We start from the raw sequence: 17373 nt of genomic DNA on the forward strand, positions 1-17373 counted from the left end.
CTGCACGGTAAACAAACCCGTGCAGAACATAGTTGCTTCGCCTGTAACGGCTTATTCTTGTTCTTTAATCTTGTCTTTGTCCGTAAATCTGAGCAAGTCTCCATTGATGATCAAGTCGGAGTAGCCTAGTTCGGTATTGGCGCGTTCAATATAAGGCTCACACGCCGCCCCTTCGGTTGGTTCACCGGTTTTTATATCATAGCAGACTTCGTGAGCGTAAATATAATCCTCTGTCACCAAGCGTCCATCCCTGAAAATGACAAATGGTTCGTGATCCGGTGAGAAGATGTCCGCACCTAACTGCATGTCTTCTTTCGTATCAATGCCAAGTAAATGCAGGACTGTCGGTCTAATATCCAGTTGACCTGAAAGCTCGTGGACCGTTTCACCTTTTCCATTACCAGGAATATGGATGAACATCGGCACTTTTTGCAATTCGACATTATCGAATGGAGTAATTTCCTTATCCAAGTACATGCCCATTGCTTTATTGTGATTTTCTGAAATACCATAATGGTCTCCATACATCACAATTATGGAGTTATCATATAAACCACTTTTCTTCAATTCTTCAAAGAAGATTTTAATCGACTCATCCATATAGCGAGCTGTCTGGAAATATTTATTCAACGTTTTAGAATTGGAATCATATGCAGGAATGATCATATCTTCTTCATCCAAATCAAAAGGATGGTGGTTCGTCAATGTGATCATTCTTGTCGAAAACGGTTGGGGCATCGTCTTCATCAACTCCACTGACTGTTCAAAGAACGGTATATCTTTCATACCCCAGTTGACAGCCTGCCCTTCACCGATCTCGTAGCTTTCAACATCGTAGAATTTCTGAATGCCCAAAGCTTGGTACATAATATCCCGGTTCCAGAAGCTCCGATTGTTTGCGTGCATGACACTCGTGAAATATCCGTTTTCCCCTAGTTTTTCAGACATTGCGTTGAAAGTATTCCCGCTGTTCGTGAAAAAGACAGCACCGCCATTCCGGCCGTATAATGAGTTTTCCACGATGAACTCAGAGTCGGAGGTTTTCCCTAACCCTGTCTGATGATAGAAGTTATCAAAATAGAATGTATCTGGATCATTTGTCAGTTCGTTGAGGAATGGTGTGATTTCATGACCATTCATATCATTATTGATGACGAAGCTTTGAAGTGATTCCAAAGAAACAAAGATCACATTCCGCCCTTCCGCAATACCGAACATTTTCGGATCGGGTTCTGCATAATTGGCGTTGATATAGTTTGCTACTTCAGCCAGCTCACTGCCATCGGCAAGCGCTCGTTGTGCATGCGTTTTTGATTGGATGAACAGGTCATAAATGTGATAATTGAATGTCCCGATATTTTTAACGAGCAATTCCCGGTCGAAGCTTCGGGTCAACAGCTGCGGCCTTTGGGCTTCGGATAATCCCAAGTTGACCATCAACACTGTTGCAGCAACTACAAAATAGAGCTTGCGTCCAATGCTCCGTTGGCTTTGGGAGCTTTCCGAAACACGGATGAATTTGATAGCCAATGCAACGATGATAACATCCGCAAAGAAGAAGATATCCCAAGGATGTATGTTGGCACCGACGGAAGACGATAGATCTCCAAAGTTGCTTGTTTGGAATAATACAGGCAATGTAATGAAATCATTAAAAAACCGATAAAACACAGCGTTGCTGAACATGACAATTGATGTTAGCAAACTGATTGAAAAGATATAGATATTCCGTCGTTTTTCATTCTTCATGAACAAGGCCAAGCCATAAATGAACAATAGAAAACTAAGCGGGTTAATGAACAGAATGAATTCCTGCATCACATTATCGATTTTCATAGAAAAGCTAGTGATATAGCCGATATACGTCGTTAGCCATGTTGCAATAATCGCAATGACGAGTATTGAATGTTTAGGCCAAGTTGCTTTTTTCATGCTTGATCTTCCTTTCATAAGTAAAACATCTATTTGTAAATTCATCCTATCTCTTGGACATACACTACCTATAATAGACGGATGAAACGTAAAAAAGTTTCATTTTTAGTTAAAACGATGAAGAAATAGACTTGGGAAAATTTAATCAGACCTTCTACCTAATTCTTGTTTCAAAAGTAAAAGCGCAGGCAGGTAATCCTCTTTCATAATCAACCCATTGTCATATAGATCTTTTACTTCGGACATCATCATTTCGATATCCGTTTTTTGATTCCCTGTATATATAAAAATGCCAAACCGTTTAAGAAGTTGCAGGACATCTAGAAAATGATTCATTTGGCATCACGTGTTTTCAAACATTGGATCACTTTGTTTTCAGTAACAATCATATTGACTGGAATGTCATGTTCTTCAATAGGCACTTCTTGGGAAGTTTGATGATTAAACGCCAAGGATATCCGATTTCCACTGTAATCAGCTAAATACCGATCATAATAGCCGCCGCCGAATCCGATTCTGAAGCCTTCATCGGAAAAAACGACTCCAGGAACAATCTGGAGGTCGATTTGCCCTTTATCAATCGAAACCGTCCTTCCGACGATCGGTTCCTTCAAATCCATATAGACCGTTTCCAGATCATCAAAGGATGTAATGAGTCTGAAATCCATCTCCCGTGTATCAGGATTGCACTTCGGAACTGCAACTTGCTTCCCCGCCTCCCATGCGGTTTCAATCAACGGAAGTGTATTTACTTCCGGAAAGCGAGATATGGTGACTCCAATCGTTCGGGCAGAAGCATATTCTTGGCATGTATGTAGACGTTCCAAAATCGCTTCAGATTTTCTTGCATGTTCAGAATGATTCATATCTTTCATGATTGTTATCATCAATTTACGTTTGGACAATTTACTCATAGAAGTATTCCCTCCATTCTGAAATAAAAAACCAAAACCCGTGAAGAGTTTTGGCATGAGCGATTATTTCGTTTCACGGTGCAAAGTTTGTTTCTTTTCACGTGAGCAATATTTTTTCATTTCAAGACGTTCCGGATTGTTACGCTTGTTTTTCTTTGTAATATAATTACGCTCTCCACATTCTGTGCAAGCAAGTGTAATATTTACGCGCATTGTTGTCCCTCCCACTCATTAGCAATATAAATTAATATGAGCATGATTTATACGACTTTTCAATTGTATCATATCACACGGTGATGTAAAGAAGAAAGTTTCAAATTACATTCGGAAGATGCATATGTTACTATGGGAACAAAGTAATTTATTCCCGGAGGTTGTTTAATCGTGGATATTGAATTAATTTTACTGAGCATCGGCCTTATATGCATCATTTTATCATTTTTCATCGGAAAATCCACTCGTAAAAGCGAAGAGGAGATCGAAAACGTTTCAATCAGCCTTCATCAGGAAACAAATCAACTGAAAAAGCGCTTGAGAGCCGTTGAAGAGGAATTGATGATTGGTGCGGCACCCGTTACAAACGGACAGCAACAACAACAACAACAACAACAACGGAAGCAAAAACCGGTTCACGAAATCATCATCAATCAAATCTTATCTTTGAAAGCACAGGGCTACTCTGTTCCTGAAATAGCCAAGCGCTCCTCCCTGTCTAACGAGGAAGTTATTGACGTCTTGAAATCCCGGGGTGTCGCCTTATGATGAAGGACATTTTACAGGGCGTCGGAATAGGCTGCATCCTTGCAGGAGGAATCCTTTATTACACAAATACCGGCAATGTTTCAACCGCATCTGATGCGGAGCAGTATAAATCCCAATTGGACGAGCTGAAGATCGAATTGGATAAAGTGAAAAAAGAGTTGGCTGTCGCCCAAACGCTCACTTCTTCCAAAACTGAAAAAAGCGCAGGGGAAAATAGCAATGCCAGCGGAGAAAAGGCGGAAACTAAACCTGTCAGCGGATCACCATCAAAGCCAATTACCAAAATAATTTTGACCATCGAAGCCGGTTCGACATCGTCTACTGTTGCTGACAAGCTTGAGCGCGCAGGGATCATCGGCAGCGCTGGAGAATTGGAACAATACTTAATTGACAACGGCTTAGCTGGCCGCATTCAAATCGGTGTGCATGAAGTCGATACGACAATGGACCTTGGTACAATTGCCGGTATTATTACGAATACGAAAAAGAGATGAAAAAAAGCTGCCCTTCGCCGAACGTTAGCGATTGTGGCAGCTTTCCTTATTTCTCGTCCGTATCTTTATCTTTCTCTTGTTCTTTCTCGCGTTCAAATCTGCGATCTATTTTTTGATCGGTCGTTTCAAGGACATTCTTTTTCGCTCGCTCTTCCTTCAAATCAAAATAGGTGTCTAGCGCCGTTCTGACAATCTCTTTCATCGCTATGCCTTGAGTAATGTAATTGCCTCGATCTGTCGAAGCGTATGGAATGACGACTGCATATGCTACTTCGGGATTGTCAGCCGGGGCAAAGCCGACATGCGTCAAGTTGACCGAAGCCATCCCATACTTACTTCTGTCATCGCCATAGTAAGATGATTGGGCAGTACCTGTTTTCCCTGCAGCTGTATAGGAAGCGCCGTTGAATATGTTGCGCCCAGTCCCATTCGGTCCGTAATAAACGTATTGCATCCCTTTTTTAACTTGTTCAATTTCTTTCGCCGTATTATTGATGCGATTGAGGACTTTCACTTCTGTTTCCTCTAGCAATTCTCCAAGCGTTTCGCCATCTCGGGAAGGTTCTCTTATTTCCTTTAAAACTTTTGGCGCAACCCTGTATCCACCATTTGCTACAGTCGATACATACTGAACAAGCTGCAACGGGGTGTACGTATCGAATTGGCCGATAGCAAAGTCCAACAATTTACCTGAACGTGTATCTGTACCGACAACACCTGCATACTCCCCTGGCAAGTCGATTTCCGTTTTCACGCCTAAGCCGAAGGAGGCGTAGGCATTGCGCAGCCTATCAAAACCGCCAATGTCAATGGGAAGAGACTTAAATGGCCTATATACTCCATTTCCTATTGAAATGGCGATTTTGAACATATAAACGTTAGATGACCTGCCGAGCGCTGTAATATCATCGACAGACACCCGTCCGTTCTGGTTGAATAGAGATCTCTTAGGTAAACCGGCAATATTCATCGGTTCATCGATTTTCTTTTCTCCTACAGACAAAACACCTTCACTGTAGCCCGCCAATACGGTGGCCACCTTCACAGTGGAGCCGACTTCATAGGCGGAAGTGAACGTGCCGTACGCATAATCACGCACTTCCCATCTGCCTGTATCCTCGTCTTTCACGACGCGTTTACCAACTAATGAAAGCACTTCTCCATTATTCGGGTCCATCATGACAAGGAATGCCCTGTCCAACAATCCGGATCGCGGGTCTTTCTTCATTTCAAGTAGCTTCTCTGAAATTAGTTCCTCCAATGATTCCTGCAATTCACTATCCATCGATAGAACGAGATCCCTGCCAGGTTCGCCTTCTCGGACTGTTTTCGTCTCGATGACACGCCCAGTTCGATCCTTTACATTTTTCACAATGGTTTTTTGCCCTCTTAACAGTTCCTCATATTGTTGTTCGAAATAACTTCTCCCGATACGATCGTTCCGAGAATACCCCCGAGCCAAGTAGTAATCGAGATGGCTTCGTGGAATCCCTTCGGTCGAACTGGTCATCGTTCCAAGAATTGTGCTATCTGAGAATTTAATACGACTCCAATCGGTCGTCGTATCGACCCCTTCAAATTCATTTAACCGTTCCGATACGGCTGCAAATTCCTCTTCCGTAACATTCCCGCTTTTTATGATTTGAGGAGAGTAGGCATAGCCCGACATCATTTCCCGATAGATGGCCAGCACTTCCAAGTCATGTTCCGAAAAGGAATCCAGTTCTTCATCCGTAATCCGTTCACGTGTCAAACGGGTCACTTCACGCTGAATATCCTGCTTGGAGACAGTTCCGTCTTTGCCGATTTCCGCCAGTTCTTCTTTGCTCACTTTCGCTTCCGCTTCTTCGGGATTCAAAAAAATCCAGAAATCACGCTTATCTCCGACTGTAATCCTTTTTGTATCCTGCTCAATCAGCTTCGAAAGTTCTTTTGCGATGTCGTACATTTCTTTCGCAGTTGTGGATGATGTCTTTGTATATGTAATTGCATTCATCGGTTTATTATCAACAAGTACCTTCCCTGTCCGATCATAAATCCTTCCTCGAGGCACGCTGGTATTGACTGCGATCTCCTCTTTCATCTCCAACAATCTTGTATAAGTTTCGCCTTTAACGATCTGCAAGTATCCAAGTCTGAAAATGAGCAAGGAAAATAGGATGAAGATCGAGAAGAATAATAGGTTCATCCTGAAGGCTATATGTTTCCGTTGACGGATTTTGGCTTGATCTACTTTGCGCATCGGCTTTTTCATTTATATTCCCCTTATGTATTTAGTCCAGATTAAATTATAGCATTCTAAACATAAAAAGCATATATCCTGACGTACAGGATATATGCCGGGTTGCATTATGCTAGATTATTTACCGAAGTTTTTAGCGACTTCATCCCAGTTTACTACGTTCCAGAAAGCAGAAACGTAATCAGGGCGTCTGTTTTGGTAGTTCAAATAGTAAGCATGCTCCCAAACATCTAGTCCAAGAATCGGAGTCTTCCCTTCCATCAATGGAGAATCCTGGTTAGGAGTCGATGTGATTTCAAGTTCACCGTTGTTGGAGACGAGCCATGCCCAACCTGAGCCGAAGCGAGTTGCAGCCGCTTTAGCAAATTCTTCTTTAAACGCGTCAAAGCTGCCGAATTTCTTATCAATCGCTTCTGCAAGCGCTCCAGTTGGATTTCCTCCGCCGTTAGGTGAAAGAATTTTCCAGAAGAACGTATGGTTTGCATGACCGCCACCATTATTACGGACTGCCGTGCGGATGTTTTCGGGAACAGCGTTCAAATCGGAGATAAGCTCTTCGACTGATTTGGAAGCTAGTTCGTCATGACCTTCCAATGCGTTATTCACGTTCGTCACATACGTATTGTGATGTTTTGTGTGGTGGATATTCATCGTCTCTTTGTCGATGTGAGGCTCCAACGCATCGTATGCGTATGGTAATTCTGGTAATTTGTAAGCCATTAGTCCATTCCTCCTCAGTTGATTCATAATTTATCCTACACTATAAACATTATCAAAATAAGGGAATCCATTCAATTGAAATGAACTATATTACAACGTATAGTACAAAAATCCCGATCATAAGTACCATCACAGCACCTTTCGCAGCGACGGAAGTGAAAAACCCTACGATAGAACCAATACCGGTTTTCATAGACTGCTTCACGCCGGTTCTTGTCACGAGCAGTTCTGATAGGAATGCACCGAGGAATGGCCCGATCAGGATTCCAGCTACTGGAATGACGAATGGTCCGATAAGGAGTCCGATCGTGCTTCCCCACATTCCCGCCTTCGAACCGCCGAATTTCTTGACACCAACAATATTGGCAAGAGTATCTGCGCCGAACAGCAAGATGACGAATAACGTTTGAATGACCCAGAACAGCCAACTCATCTCTTCAAAAGAAGCGAATAACCCGTAAAGCAGGAATCCTCCTACGATGAAAACTACGGAAGGGATGATTGGATAAATCAATCCGATAAAAGCGACGATGAACATAATTATTGCCGCTATCCAGCCTGCTATTTCCATTCCCTTCCCTCCATTATCCCGCTTTAACTGGCTGTAAGATCCCTGAACAGGGATCAACAGCCAATAGAAGCCTGATTGGTTCAACTAACAATCAGTGAAGGAACCCACTGATTGAAGTTTCACCTTACACCCGTTTGCCTAAAATGGCTTCAGCGATATTTACTGCATGGTCGCCGATACGTTCAAGATTGGAGACGATATCGACAAAGACCATTCCCGATTGAGCAGAGCAGTGTCCCTCATTGAGGCGTACAATGTGATTCTTACGGAATTTACGTTCCATCTTGTCGATCAGGGCTTCTTGCTCAGCAACTTCCCTCGCTAATTCAATATCATTCATGTCAAGGGAACGAACAGCTTTATCGACAGTAGCAATCGTCAGCGTGAACATTTCTGTCAAATCACCCATCGCTTCCTCAGTCAATTTCACACGATTCACTTCGCGGTAATCGATCAACTCGATAATGTTTTCGAAATGATCCCCGATCCGTTCGATATCCCGAACGGTATCCATAAGCATGACGTGCCTAGCGGACTCGATTGGTGAAATGTTGACCGCTGAAATATCAACGAGATAATCGGTGATTTTACGATCAAGATTATTGATGGCATCCTCGATCTGATAAGCCGTTTCTGCATGTCTTTTGTTGCTTGTTTTCAAATACTCATAAGTTTCTTCCATTCCTTGGACTGCGAAATCACCCATCCTGATGATTTCTTCCTTCGCTTGTCCAATTGCGACGGATGGAGATTGGTTAATGAAATTAGGATCCAAGTGCTTTGGTCGATATTCGATCGTAACGTCCTTGCCAGGAATGATCTTCGTCACGAATAGCGCCCAAGCACCGATTAGCGGAAATTGTATAATGGTATTCAATACGTTGAAAGTACCATGGGCAAATGCAATCTGCATTTTACTTTCCAATGCTAGAAGTCCCGAAATCCATTCTACGTAAAGTGTAAACGGATATAAAAGGAACATGAAGACGATTGTACCGACAACATTGAAAAGGACATGGGCCGCAGCAGCTCTTCTTGCCGCGACGGACGCGCCGATCGACGCCAGAACTGCCGTAATTGTCGTTCCAATATTATCTCCGAACAGAATCGGCAAAGCTGCTTGAAGCGAAACAAGATTTTCCGCATACAATCCTTGCAAGATTCCAACTGTTGCACTGGAACTTTGGACGATAAGTGTAAAAACAGTTCCCGCCACTACTCCAAGGACTGGATGATCAGCCATCGAAACTGTAAAATCGGAGAAGGCGGAAAGCGTCCTTAGCGGCTTCATACCGGAACTCATCAATTCCAAACCGAGGAAAAGGCCACCGAAGCCAAATACGACCTCACCCACATTTTTGATCGAGTTCTTTTTGAAGAAGAAGATCAGAATTGCACCGAGTGCCATGATCGGCAATGCATAGGCACCGACGTCAAGACCAATAATGAAAGCTGTAACTGTCGTACCAATATTCGCACCCATAATGACACCGATCGCCTGTCGAAGGGTCATGAACCCTGCACTGACCAATCCGACCGTAATGACAGTCGTCCCGGAACTCGATTGGATAAGCACAGTCACGATTATACCTACAAGGACACCCATGAAAGGGTTCGTCGTGAATCTATCCAAAATGCTGCGCAATCTATCCCCTGCGGCCTTTTGAAGCCCGTCACCCATATACTTTATGGCGAATAGGAAGATCCCGAGACCTCCTATAAATTGAAAAATAACTTCCTGCCAATTCACTTCCATTACATCGTCTACCTCCATCATGCGTTATATAGTAGCCTTCCTATTATGTTGACTTTGTTAAGGGATTGTAAATAGGAGAGGACAAATCTTTACATTCCCTTAACAATACTTGTAGAAAAAGTCATCATTCTGTCGAATTTGGCAACTGCGTTTCTAAGCACAAGACATGATAGACTATCAGTATGTAAAGGAGGTCCGGTTTTGAAATTCCATCAATTATTTCTGGCAGCGTTCCATGAACCGAAAAAACTCGCGGCATTCCGGCTGCTCCCAATCGGAAGCGTGATCCGCTATGCTTTCCTATTTATCCTATTAATGACCTTGATCTCATTCAGCCGCTTTTCACTCGGAGATGCCAACTTATTCGAAGCTTCTCCTGAATTGACAGAGTATAGCAAAACAATTGGCGTACTCATTTACCCGATGGCATTTGTATCTCAATTTGTCATTGCAACATTTTACGTATTTGTGAGGATCAGCATTTTCGCGGCAATCGGCATATGGATCGGCAAAATGATGAGGAAGCGCGTCGAATACCGTTTTATTTGGCGGACGGCTGCCATTGCCATCACCGCCCCTTTATTGGTTACGATAGTTCTGGATTTCTTTCGATTTAATGAAACCTTCAGCATCCTATTCTCGTCCTTGATCCATATCGGGTACTTGAGCATCGCTCTCAAGTATTATCCAAAAGCGGTAAAATGAATACTTTCCACTTCCCCGCATATTGTAAAGGGAGGGGGAATATTCATGCGCACTTTAATCGTAGCTGTAATTCTTTTTATAACCTTTCATATCATCCGGATCGACTTGGGGGATGGGACAATCCCACTCGCTTCGTTTTTCGGAAATGAACAGCCTTGTGTAGAACCAATGGCCGTGGAAGCCATTCATGTAACAACTATCCAAGGGGATACCATTGAATCCCTATTTTCCATGTATCCGGATCCCGAAACGACTTTTGTTGATAGATTATCAGTTTTTTATTCCCTTAATCCACATCTTCGAAACCAAGAGCTTATCGGGGGTCTTTCCGTACAGCTTCCACTTTCAAAAAGAGGACAAACTGAATGCAATTGAAGATGTTTCAAGCGGTGTCCCTTGTCTTTTCATCCTATTGATTGTTAAAATAGAAATTAGTTATGAGTTTTTTAAGGAGAGAATATATCCATGAGTGAAATAATACACAGATCTAAAACTCGTCCTGTGCGTGTCGGCAATTTGACGATTGGCGGCAGCGACGAACTATTCATCCAAAGTATGACAACAACAAAAACACATGATGTCGACGCAACCGTGGAAGAGATTTTGCGTCTTGAAGAAGCGGGCTGTCAAATCGTCCGTGTAGCGTGTCCTGACGAAAGGGCCGCATACTCAATCGGCGCCATCAAAGAACGGATCAATATCCCGCTCGTCGTCGATATCCATTTCGACTATAAACTTGCTTTGATTGCAATCGAGCAAGGCGCGGATAAAATCCGGATCAATCCGGGCAATATCGGCCGCCAGGAAAAAGTGGAAGCAGTCGTGAAAGCAGCGAAAGCAAAAGGCATCCCGATCAGAATCGGAGTCAATGCCGGCTCACTTGAGAAACATATACTCAAAAAGTATGGTTACCCGACTGCGGACGGCATGGTCGAAAGCGCTTTGCATCATATTAAAATATTGGAAGATCTCGATTTCCACGATATCATCGTTTCATTGAAAGCTTCCGATGTTAATTTGGCAGTTGAAGCATATATGAAAGCGGCAGCAGCATTCGACTATCCATTGCATCTTGGAATTACAGAGTCCGGCACATTGTTCGCAGGTTCCATCAAAAGTGCAGCGGGTCTTGGAACTTTGCTATCAGCAGGAATCGGGAATACGCTTCGTGTTTCCTTGAGCGCGGATCCAACCCAAGAAATAAAGGTAGCGCGTGAACTGTTAAAAATATTCGGTCTGTCTTCCAATGCTGCTACTCTCATCTCTTGTCCGACTTGCGGCCGCATCGAGATCGACTTGATTTCAATTGCGAATGAAGTTGAGGAATACATTTCTACGATCAAAGCACCTTTAAAAGTCGCTGTATTAGGCTGTGCTGTAAACGGTCCAGGAGAAGCGCGTGAAGCGGATATCGGGATTGCAGGTGCACGCGGAGAAGGATTGCTCTTCATGAAAGGGAAAACCGTCCGTAAAGTGCCTGAGGAAACGATGGTCGAAGAATTAAAGATGGAAATCGATAAACTTGCTGAAGAGTATTTCGAAAAGAAGCGCCAAGAGGAATTGCTTCTTCAAAGCGGAGCCGCTGAATGAGGAAAATCCGCTTCGGCATTGATATCGACGGGACCGTCACATGTCCGACTTCCCTTCTACCACATATCAACGCACAATTCGGATGCAATCTGATATTGGACGATATCAAAGAGTACGATTTGACGAAAGCCTTCCCGGTTGACGCGAAGGAGTTTTATGAGTGGTACCGTCAAGCGGAAACCACGATTTACAAAACTTCTCCTGCGCAGGAATATGCAAAAAAGATCCTATCCGAATGGCGCGAGCATTACGAGCTTTATTACATCTCTGCACGAGGGAAAAACGTGGCGGAGTGTACGCTTGATTGGTTCGAACGGGAGGAAATCCCCTATGATCATATCGAGCTGATCGGCAGCCATCATAAGGTCGAAACGGCGAAAAAGTTCGGTGTCGATGCATTCTTCGAAGATAAGCATGATAATGCTGTCGACATTCATGAGGAATTGAACATCCCCGTCCTTCTTTTCGATACTCCATATAACCGCAGTCCGATTCCGGAAGGCGTTATAAGAGTGACCAATTGGCAAGAAGCCGACCAGTGGATCAAAAAGCTGTTCCCGATTGAAGAAAAAGTGAATTGAAAGGGGCTGTCCAGAAAGTCAGTGAAAACTGATTTTCTGAGACAACCCCTTTTTTATTAATAAAAATGTATGTATGGTTGATTTGCGCTTCAGGCGGACGCTTTCCGGGGGGGCGGGCGGTGAGCTAATCGAACAGCGAAGGGTTCGATTGGCCTTAATTTCTACGTTCTTTGCAGAAATTAAGGCATCCTGCAATATCCTGCTCCCTTAGGGTCGCAAAACAACACTGCTCGCAACGCTACGCTTGTCCTCGCAAACGCCGTTCTTCGTAACGGCGTTCGCTGATCCCCCAGGAGTCGCCGCCTTATGCTCCAATCAACGAATTGCCACCATTATATATGGAAAGCTATTAAACGCAGTAAAGACTTTGATATCTCCTCGACATCGGTATATCCCCTGCTCCTTATTATTGTGCCACACAAACCGGACATTTTCCGTAGATCTCGAATTTATGACCTTCTACTTCATAGCCTTTGAGATTGACCGATACAGACTCCATTGGGCAGTGTGCGATGTTCTGTGTCTTGCCGCATGCCGTGCAGATGAAATGATGATGGTGGACGCCATGGTCGCACTGCATCCTGAAATGCCTTTCTCCATTCAGCTCAGTCTCTTCCAAAATACCGAGCTCTGAAAAAGTCGTCAAATTACGGTAAATCGTGTCAAAGCTGATGCCGGGATTATCCGCAGCCATGAAATTCCGTACTTCCATCGCAGTCAAATACCGATCATTATCAGAAAAGAACTCCAAAATCGTCTCGCGATTCTTAGTTCTCTTGAATTGGCGCTCCTGCAAAATGCGCCATGCCTCATCAAGCGTCATGCAAATTCCTCCTTCGCTTTTTTAGAAGGCTGTTTTCCTTTCATTTTGGTCCAGCCAAGAACAAGCAGTAGAATGATGATGGAGGTGATTACAATTGTTCCCCCCGGAGCAATATCGAGATGAAAAGCAGCAATCAGCCCGATAATGACTGACAGCTCACCGATGACGATAGAGTAAATAAGCGCTCCTTTAAAGCTTTTGGCAAGCTGTATCGCAGCAGCAACGGGTATCGTCATTAACGAAGAGACGAGCAAGATGCCAACAATTCTCATCGAAGCGCCAATGACAAGTGCAACGATGATCATGAAAATGATTTGAATGAACTTTCCATTGATGCCGGAAACTTTTGCATATTCCTTATCAAATGATAAGGCGAACATTTCTTTGTAGAAAAAGCGGATAAACGCGACGACGACCACCGCAATAATTACGACGACCCATAAATCCTGCCGGCTCACGGCTGAAACTGATCCGAATAAATAGCCTACAAGATCGGAGCTGAACCCTTTTGCCAAGGAAATGAATATCGCTCCGAAACCGATACCTGTCGAGAGGATGATGGGAATCGCAAGCTCTTCAAAATGCTTATACGCACCCCGAAGCCTTTCTATCAATAATGATCCCCCAACGGCGCTCGCCATCCCTAAGTATACTGGATTCAATGCGGAAAACATTAGCACTGACTGACTCAAAAAGAGGCTTCCCGCGATTCCAGCCAACGCCACATGGCTTAGGGCATCCGCAATGAGTGCAAGCCTTCTTACAACGATGAACAGACCAAGCAACGGTGCAATGACTCCGATGATCAGCCCGGATAAAAATGCATTCTGAAGAAATTCATAAGTGAATAAAGCGCTAATCATGGTCATATCCCCTTCTGTTCTTGATGGACGCGCCGCACAGGGTGACCGTACCATAATGAAATGTCTGTATCATTCATCTTCTTGTATTCCGATTGCATCCCATGGAAATGGATTGATCGATTCAAACAAGCCACATGTGTCGCCAATTCTGTGACAAGGTCGATTTCATGTGTGACAAGCAGGATTGCAATGCCATGTTCACCGTTCAATTCATTAAGCATAGAATAGAACGAAGCTACGTTTTTCTGATCGATTCCCACAGTAGGTTCATCCATGATCAACAATTCCGGTTCGCCGACCAACGCGCGTGCTATGAATACGCGCTGCTGCTGTCCGCCGGATAATTCGCCGATGTTTTTAGAGGCGAAGTCCTCCATTTTAACGATTCGCAATGCATCCAATGCTTTTTGTTCATCATGTTTCGAAAAACTTTTAAATAATCCAACCTTACGGGTAAGGCCACTTTTAACAACTTCTACTACTGTGGCAGGGAATCCTGAATTGAATGAATTCGATTTTTGCGAAACATATCCGATACGTTCCCGCTGTTTGAAGGAATCAACGTCCTGGCCGAATAGCTTCACGGTTCCTTGATCTGCTTTCAATAATCCTAAAATGATATTGATTAACGTAGATTTTCCGGAGCCATTCGGACCAATCAGAGCCCAGAACTCCCCTTCTTTCACGTCCAATGAAATATTTTCAAGTACGGTAGAGTGCTCATATCGAAAATTGACATCATTACATTCAATTATCGTTTTTGTCATATAGTAAAATCCCTTTCTATTGAAAAAGTGTAAATAGTAACGATTACGATTACTAGTAGAAGTATATAGGAACTGTCGGTCGGACACAACTAATTAAGAAGGAATGGTGTAAATTGGATTACATGCAAATGTTGAATGAGATAAAGAGGAAAAGTGATGCCGAAGCAAAGTCGTTGGCGGATGCATATGGCATCGATTTATCGATTAATGAAATTAGAGCGTTACGCCCTTTGCTTGATGAAATTTCATTTCACTGGCTTTTTACCGGCATTCCGGAAAGCTTCATCGCGAAAGTGAAGTATGCTGTCGGGGATAAAAAAGGAGATGAATTATTCCGTCAGTATTTAGATAGGATATAGAAACAAAAAACATCCCGCCAAAAGAAATTTCCCTTTGGCGGGGTTTTTCATCATACCAGCAATAGTTCCCTTTGATTTGCAAGGAATGTTTTTGATTTCAACATTTCAATTTCATATTGATAAGGTGCTTTTTTGTTTTTAGCATCGTTTCCTACAAATGGCGTTTCAAGGATTTTAGGGATTGCTGAGAAAGATGGGTGGTGAACGATATAACTAAGCGCATCAAAACCGATGTGACCATGGCCAATATTCTCATGGCGGTCTTTCATCGCTCCACGTTCATTTTTGCTGTCATTGACATGAATGACTGAAATCCTGTCTATCCCAATGGTCTTGTCAAATTCATTCAAGACGCCATCGAAATCATTGACGATATCATAGCCCGCATCGTGGACGTGACAAGTATCGAAGCAGACGGATAGCCGCTCATTGTTCTGGACTCCATCTATTATCTGTGCAATTTCATCGAAGTTCCTGCCGCATTCACTGCCCTTTCCCGCCATCGTTTCTAACGCAATGCGGACAGTGGAATCTTCGGACAGCACCTCGTTCAGTCCTTCAATGATTTTAGCGATGCCTTTATCCGCACCAGCCCCTACGTGCGCGCCCGGATGCAAAACAATCTGATCCGCCCCGAGAGCCGCCGTCCTTTGGATTTCCGATTGCAAAAAATCGACGCCTAACCTGAACGTCTCAGGTTTTGTCGTATTCCCGATATTGATGATATACGGGGCATGTACGACGATATTGGATAAGCCATTCTCTTTCATGTGAAGCAGTCCGGCTTCAATATTCAGTTCTTCGATTGGCTTCCTGCGTGTGTTTTGTGGAGCACCCGTATAAATCATAAAAGTGGTTGCACCGTAACCCAACGCCTCTTCACTAGAACCCAGCAGCATCTTCTTGCCGCTCATCGAAACATGCGACCCTAAGAGCAATGGTTGTTCATTTGTCATTTTTCCGTTTCAATCTCCTTTCCCTTTTCTTGAATTTCTCTATATCTTTCGCCATTTTCTTTTTATAACCCGGCTTGACTTTTGACGGTTTCCGAACAAACGATGCAGCTTTTCGATCGAGTTCATCCGTTTCTTTGACCCTTTTTTTCCGGGCATTGCGCTCCTTGACTTCGATCCATTCTCCATTTTTCACGTCTTCATGAATGAATGGGATGCCCATCTTTTCAATTTGCACAATCTTGTCGTCCTCTGAAGGCTCGTACATCGTAATCGCGATCCCTGTAAGGCCTGCACGGGCGGTCCTCCCCACCCGGTGGATGAAGAACTCCAAATCGTCCGGAAGTTCATAGTTGACGACGTGGCTCACACCCGGGATATCAATTCCGCGCGCAGCTAGATCCGTTGCAACGATATACTGATACTCGAGATCCCTGATCTGCTTCATCACCCGGGTTCTTTCACGGGGCGTCAAATCACCATGGATCCTGCCCGCTTTTATACCATGCGTTGCTAGGTAACCCGCAACCTCGTCGGCATTTTGCCTCGTATTCGTGAAAACGATCGCCAAATATGGATTAATTGCTTCCAAGACATGCAATAGTTTTTTCTTGCGGTCCATGCTTCGGACAGGAACTAGCGAATATTTCATCCCTTCCGTCAATGGCTTTTTACTTCCTAATTGTATATGAACAGGATTATCCATGTACTTTGCCAAGAAAGGCTTAAGTTTTTCAGGAATTGTAGCTGAAAATACGTACATTTCCAAGTCCGTCGGCATTTTGGATGCGAATTTGTCGATATCCTCGATGAATCCCATGTCAAAAGCCAAATCGGCTTCATCAATAACTAACATGGATGCCGTATGGATTGCCAAAGCACCTTCTTCCGCAAGGTCACGGATTCTTCCAGGTGTTCCGACAATAATGTGGGGGTTCGATTTCAGCTTGTCGATGGAGCGTTGCTTATCCGTGCCACCAATCAAGAGCGAGCTTCGAATTGTTGTATTTTCGGTCAATTTGTTCAGTTCATCATATAGCTGCAATGCAAGCTCCCTCGTTGGTGCGGTTATAACCGCTTGCAACTCATCCTTCCCTTCATCAAGGCGCTGAACAATCGGAATTAGAAAGCTATGTGACTTTCCTGTTCCTGTATGGGCTTGTCCGATTGCATTGGTTCCTTTAAGGATTAAAGGGATCATTTCTTTCTGTATTGGTGTCGGTTGATCAAACCCCAACTGGGCAATTGCTTCCCGAAGGAAAGGTTTGAATTGATAATCAGTGAATTTAGACATTCATATGCCTCCTAACGTATTCTTATTGTAGCATGATTCCGTTCCGC

20 protein-coding genes are annotated in these 17373 nt (G+C 43.6%); 7 read left to right on the top strand and 13 right to left on the bottom strand.

Annotation, left to right across the window (positions count from 1 at the left end):
- Positions 1 to 51 precede the first annotated feature (51 nt).
- The 4 genes from M3193_RS04310 to rpmG form a co-directional block, all read right to left on the bottom strand.
- Positions 52 to 1932, bottom strand: coding sequence for an LTA synthase family protein (locus M3193_RS04310; protein WP_251624537.1), 1881 nt, complete (start codon positions 1930 to 1932; stop codon positions 52 to 54).
- Positions 1933 to 2073: 141 nt separating this feature from the next.
- Positions 2074 to 2268, bottom strand: a complete 195-nt coding sequence (locus tag M3193_RS04315) for a YqgQ family protein (RefSeq protein WP_251624538.1) — start codon at positions 2266 to 2268, stop codon at positions 2074 to 2076.
- On the bottom strand, positions 2265 to 2846 hold the full coding sequence (locus tag M3193_RS04320) for a 5-formyltetrahydrofolate cyclo-ligase (protein ID WP_251624539.1): 582 nt from the start codon (positions 2844 to 2846) through the stop codon (positions 2265 to 2267). Before M3193_RS04320 ends, M3193_RS04315 begins: the two co-directional genes overlap by 4 nt.
- A 63-nt stretch (positions 2847 to 2909) precedes the next feature.
- Positions 2910 to 3059 carry a 50S ribosomal protein L33 gene (gene rpmG, locus M3193_RS04325; RefSeq protein ID WP_060210366.1) on the bottom strand — a complete coding sequence of 50 codons (150 nt, stop codon included), beginning with the start codon at positions 3057 to 3059 and terminating at the stop codon, positions 2910 to 2912.
- A 171-nt stretch (positions 3060 to 3230) separates the two neighbouring features.
- Here rpmG and M3193_RS04330 point away from each other — a divergent pair, with 171 nt between their 5' ends.
- Complete coding sequence (locus M3193_RS04330) at positions 3231 to 3608, top strand: hypothetical protein (protein ID WP_251624540.1); 378 nt, start codon at positions 3231 to 3233, stop codon at positions 3606 to 3608.
- A complete protein-coding gene (locus M3193_RS04335; protein ID WP_251624541.1) occupies positions 3605 to 4102 on the top strand; it encodes an endolytic transglycosylase MltG in 498 nt (165 codons plus the stop codon). Before M3193_RS04330 ends, M3193_RS04335 begins: the two co-directional genes overlap by 4 nt.
- A 46-nt stretch (positions 4103 to 4148) precedes the next feature.
- On the opposite strand, the gene M3193_RS04340 is transcribed toward M3193_RS04335, so the two are convergent.
- The 4 genes from M3193_RS04340 to M3193_RS04355 all read right to left on the bottom strand — a co-directional run bounded on the left by M3193_RS04340 (position 4149) and on the right by M3193_RS04355 (position 9391).
- Positions 4149 to 6356 (bottom strand): peptidoglycan D,D-transpeptidase FtsI family protein, encoded by a 2208-nt coding sequence (locus tag M3193_RS04340; protein ID WP_251624542.1) that lies wholly within the window; start codon positions 6354 to 6356, stop codon positions 4149 to 4151.
- Positions 6357 to 6461: 105 nt separating this feature from the next.
- On the bottom strand, positions 6462 to 7064 hold the full coding sequence (gene sodA / locus M3193_RS04345) for a superoxide dismutase SodA (protein WP_251624543.1): 603 nt from the start codon (positions 7062 to 7064) through the stop codon (positions 6462 to 6464).
- Positions 7065 to 7149: 85 nt separating this feature from the next.
- The gene (locus tag M3193_RS04350; protein ID WP_251624544.1) at positions 7150 to 7635 is read right to left on the bottom strand and encodes a DUF456 domain-containing protein; all 486 of its coding nucleotides are present in this window, start codon (positions 7633 to 7635) and stop codon (positions 7150 to 7152) included.
- Positions 7636 to 7759: 124 nt separating this feature from the next.
- On the bottom strand, positions 7760 to 9391 hold the full coding sequence (locus tag M3193_RS04355) for a Na/Pi cotransporter family protein (protein WP_251624545.1): 1632 nt from the start codon (positions 9389 to 9391) through the stop codon (positions 7760 to 7762).
- 201 nt (positions 9392 to 9592) lie between these two features.
- Between M3193_RS04355 and M3193_RS04360 the strand changes: the two genes are divergently transcribed.
- The 4 genes from M3193_RS04360 (at position 9593) to M3193_RS04375 (ending at position 12267) form a co-directional block, all read left to right on the top strand.
- A complete protein-coding gene (locus tag M3193_RS04360; protein WP_251624546.1) occupies positions 9593 to 10096 on the top strand; it encodes a DUF1189 family protein in 504 nt (167 codons plus the stop codon).
- 45 nt (positions 10097 to 10141) lie between these two features.
- Positions 10142 to 10471, top strand: a complete 330-nt coding sequence (locus M3193_RS04365) for a hypothetical protein (protein WP_251624547.1) — start codon at positions 10142 to 10144, stop codon at positions 10469 to 10471.
- A 90-nt stretch (positions 10472 to 10561) separates the two neighbouring features.
- A complete protein-coding gene (gene ispG, locus M3193_RS04370) occupies positions 10562 to 11686 on the top strand; it encodes a flavodoxin-dependent (E)-4-hydroxy-3-methylbut-2-enyl-diphosphate synthase (RefSeq protein WP_285851802.1) in 1125 nt (374 codons plus the stop codon).
- The gene (locus tag M3193_RS04375; protein ID WP_251624549.1) at positions 11683 to 12267 is read left to right on the top strand and encodes a 5' nucleotidase, NT5C type; all 585 of its coding nucleotides are present in this window, start codon (positions 11683 to 11685) and stop codon (positions 12265 to 12267) included. The genes ispG and M3193_RS04375 overlap by 4 nt, the downstream gene beginning before the upstream one ends.
- A 406-nt stretch (positions 12268 to 12673) precedes the next feature.
- On the opposite strand, the gene M3193_RS04380 is transcribed toward M3193_RS04375, so the two are convergent.
- The 3 genes from M3193_RS04380 to M3193_RS04390 are packed head-to-tail and all read right to left on the bottom strand — an operon-like array spanning position 12674 to position 14720.
- Positions 12674 to 13090 carry a Fur family transcriptional regulator gene (locus M3193_RS04380; protein WP_251624551.1) on the bottom strand — a complete coding sequence of 139 codons (417 nt, stop codon included), beginning with the start codon at positions 13088 to 13090 and terminating at the stop codon, positions 12674 to 12676.
- Entirely contained in the window at positions 13087 to 13953 is an 867-nt protein-coding gene (locus M3193_RS04385; RefSeq protein ID WP_251624553.1) for a metal ABC transporter permease, read from the bottom strand. The genes M3193_RS04380 and M3193_RS04385 overlap by 4 nt, the downstream gene beginning before the upstream one ends.
- A gap of 2 nt (positions 13954 to 13955) precedes the next feature.
- Positions 13956 to 14720 carry a metal ABC transporter ATP-binding protein gene (locus M3193_RS04390; RefSeq protein ID WP_251624554.1) on the bottom strand — a complete coding sequence of 255 codons (765 nt, stop codon included), beginning with the start codon at positions 14718 to 14720 and terminating at the stop codon, positions 13956 to 13958.
- A gap of 122 nt (positions 14721 to 14842) precedes the next feature.
- Between M3193_RS04390 and M3193_RS04395 the strand changes: the two genes are divergently transcribed.
- Complete coding sequence (locus M3193_RS04395) at positions 14843 to 15079, top strand: hypothetical protein (RefSeq protein WP_251627211.1); 237 nt, start codon at positions 14843 to 14845, stop codon at positions 15077 to 15079.
- A 50-nt stretch (positions 15080 to 15129) separates the two neighbouring features.
- On the opposite strand, the gene M3193_RS04400 is transcribed toward M3193_RS04395, so the two are convergent.
- Entirely contained in the window at positions 15130 to 16017 is an 888-nt protein-coding gene (locus tag M3193_RS04400) for a deoxyribonuclease IV (RefSeq protein WP_251627212.1), read from the bottom strand.
- Positions 16018 to 16024: 7 nt separating this feature from the next.
- Entirely contained in the window at positions 16025 to 17326 is a 1302-nt protein-coding gene (locus tag M3193_RS04405) for a DEAD/DEAH box helicase (RefSeq protein ID WP_251624556.1), read from the bottom strand.
- Positions 17327 to 17373: the final 47 nt, after the last annotated feature.

The sequence above is a fragment of the Sporosarcina luteola genome (assembly GCF_023715585.1).
GTDB classification, from domain to species: domain Bacteria; phylum Bacillota; class Bacilli; order Bacillales_A; family Planococcaceae; genus Sporosarcina; species Sporosarcina luteola_D.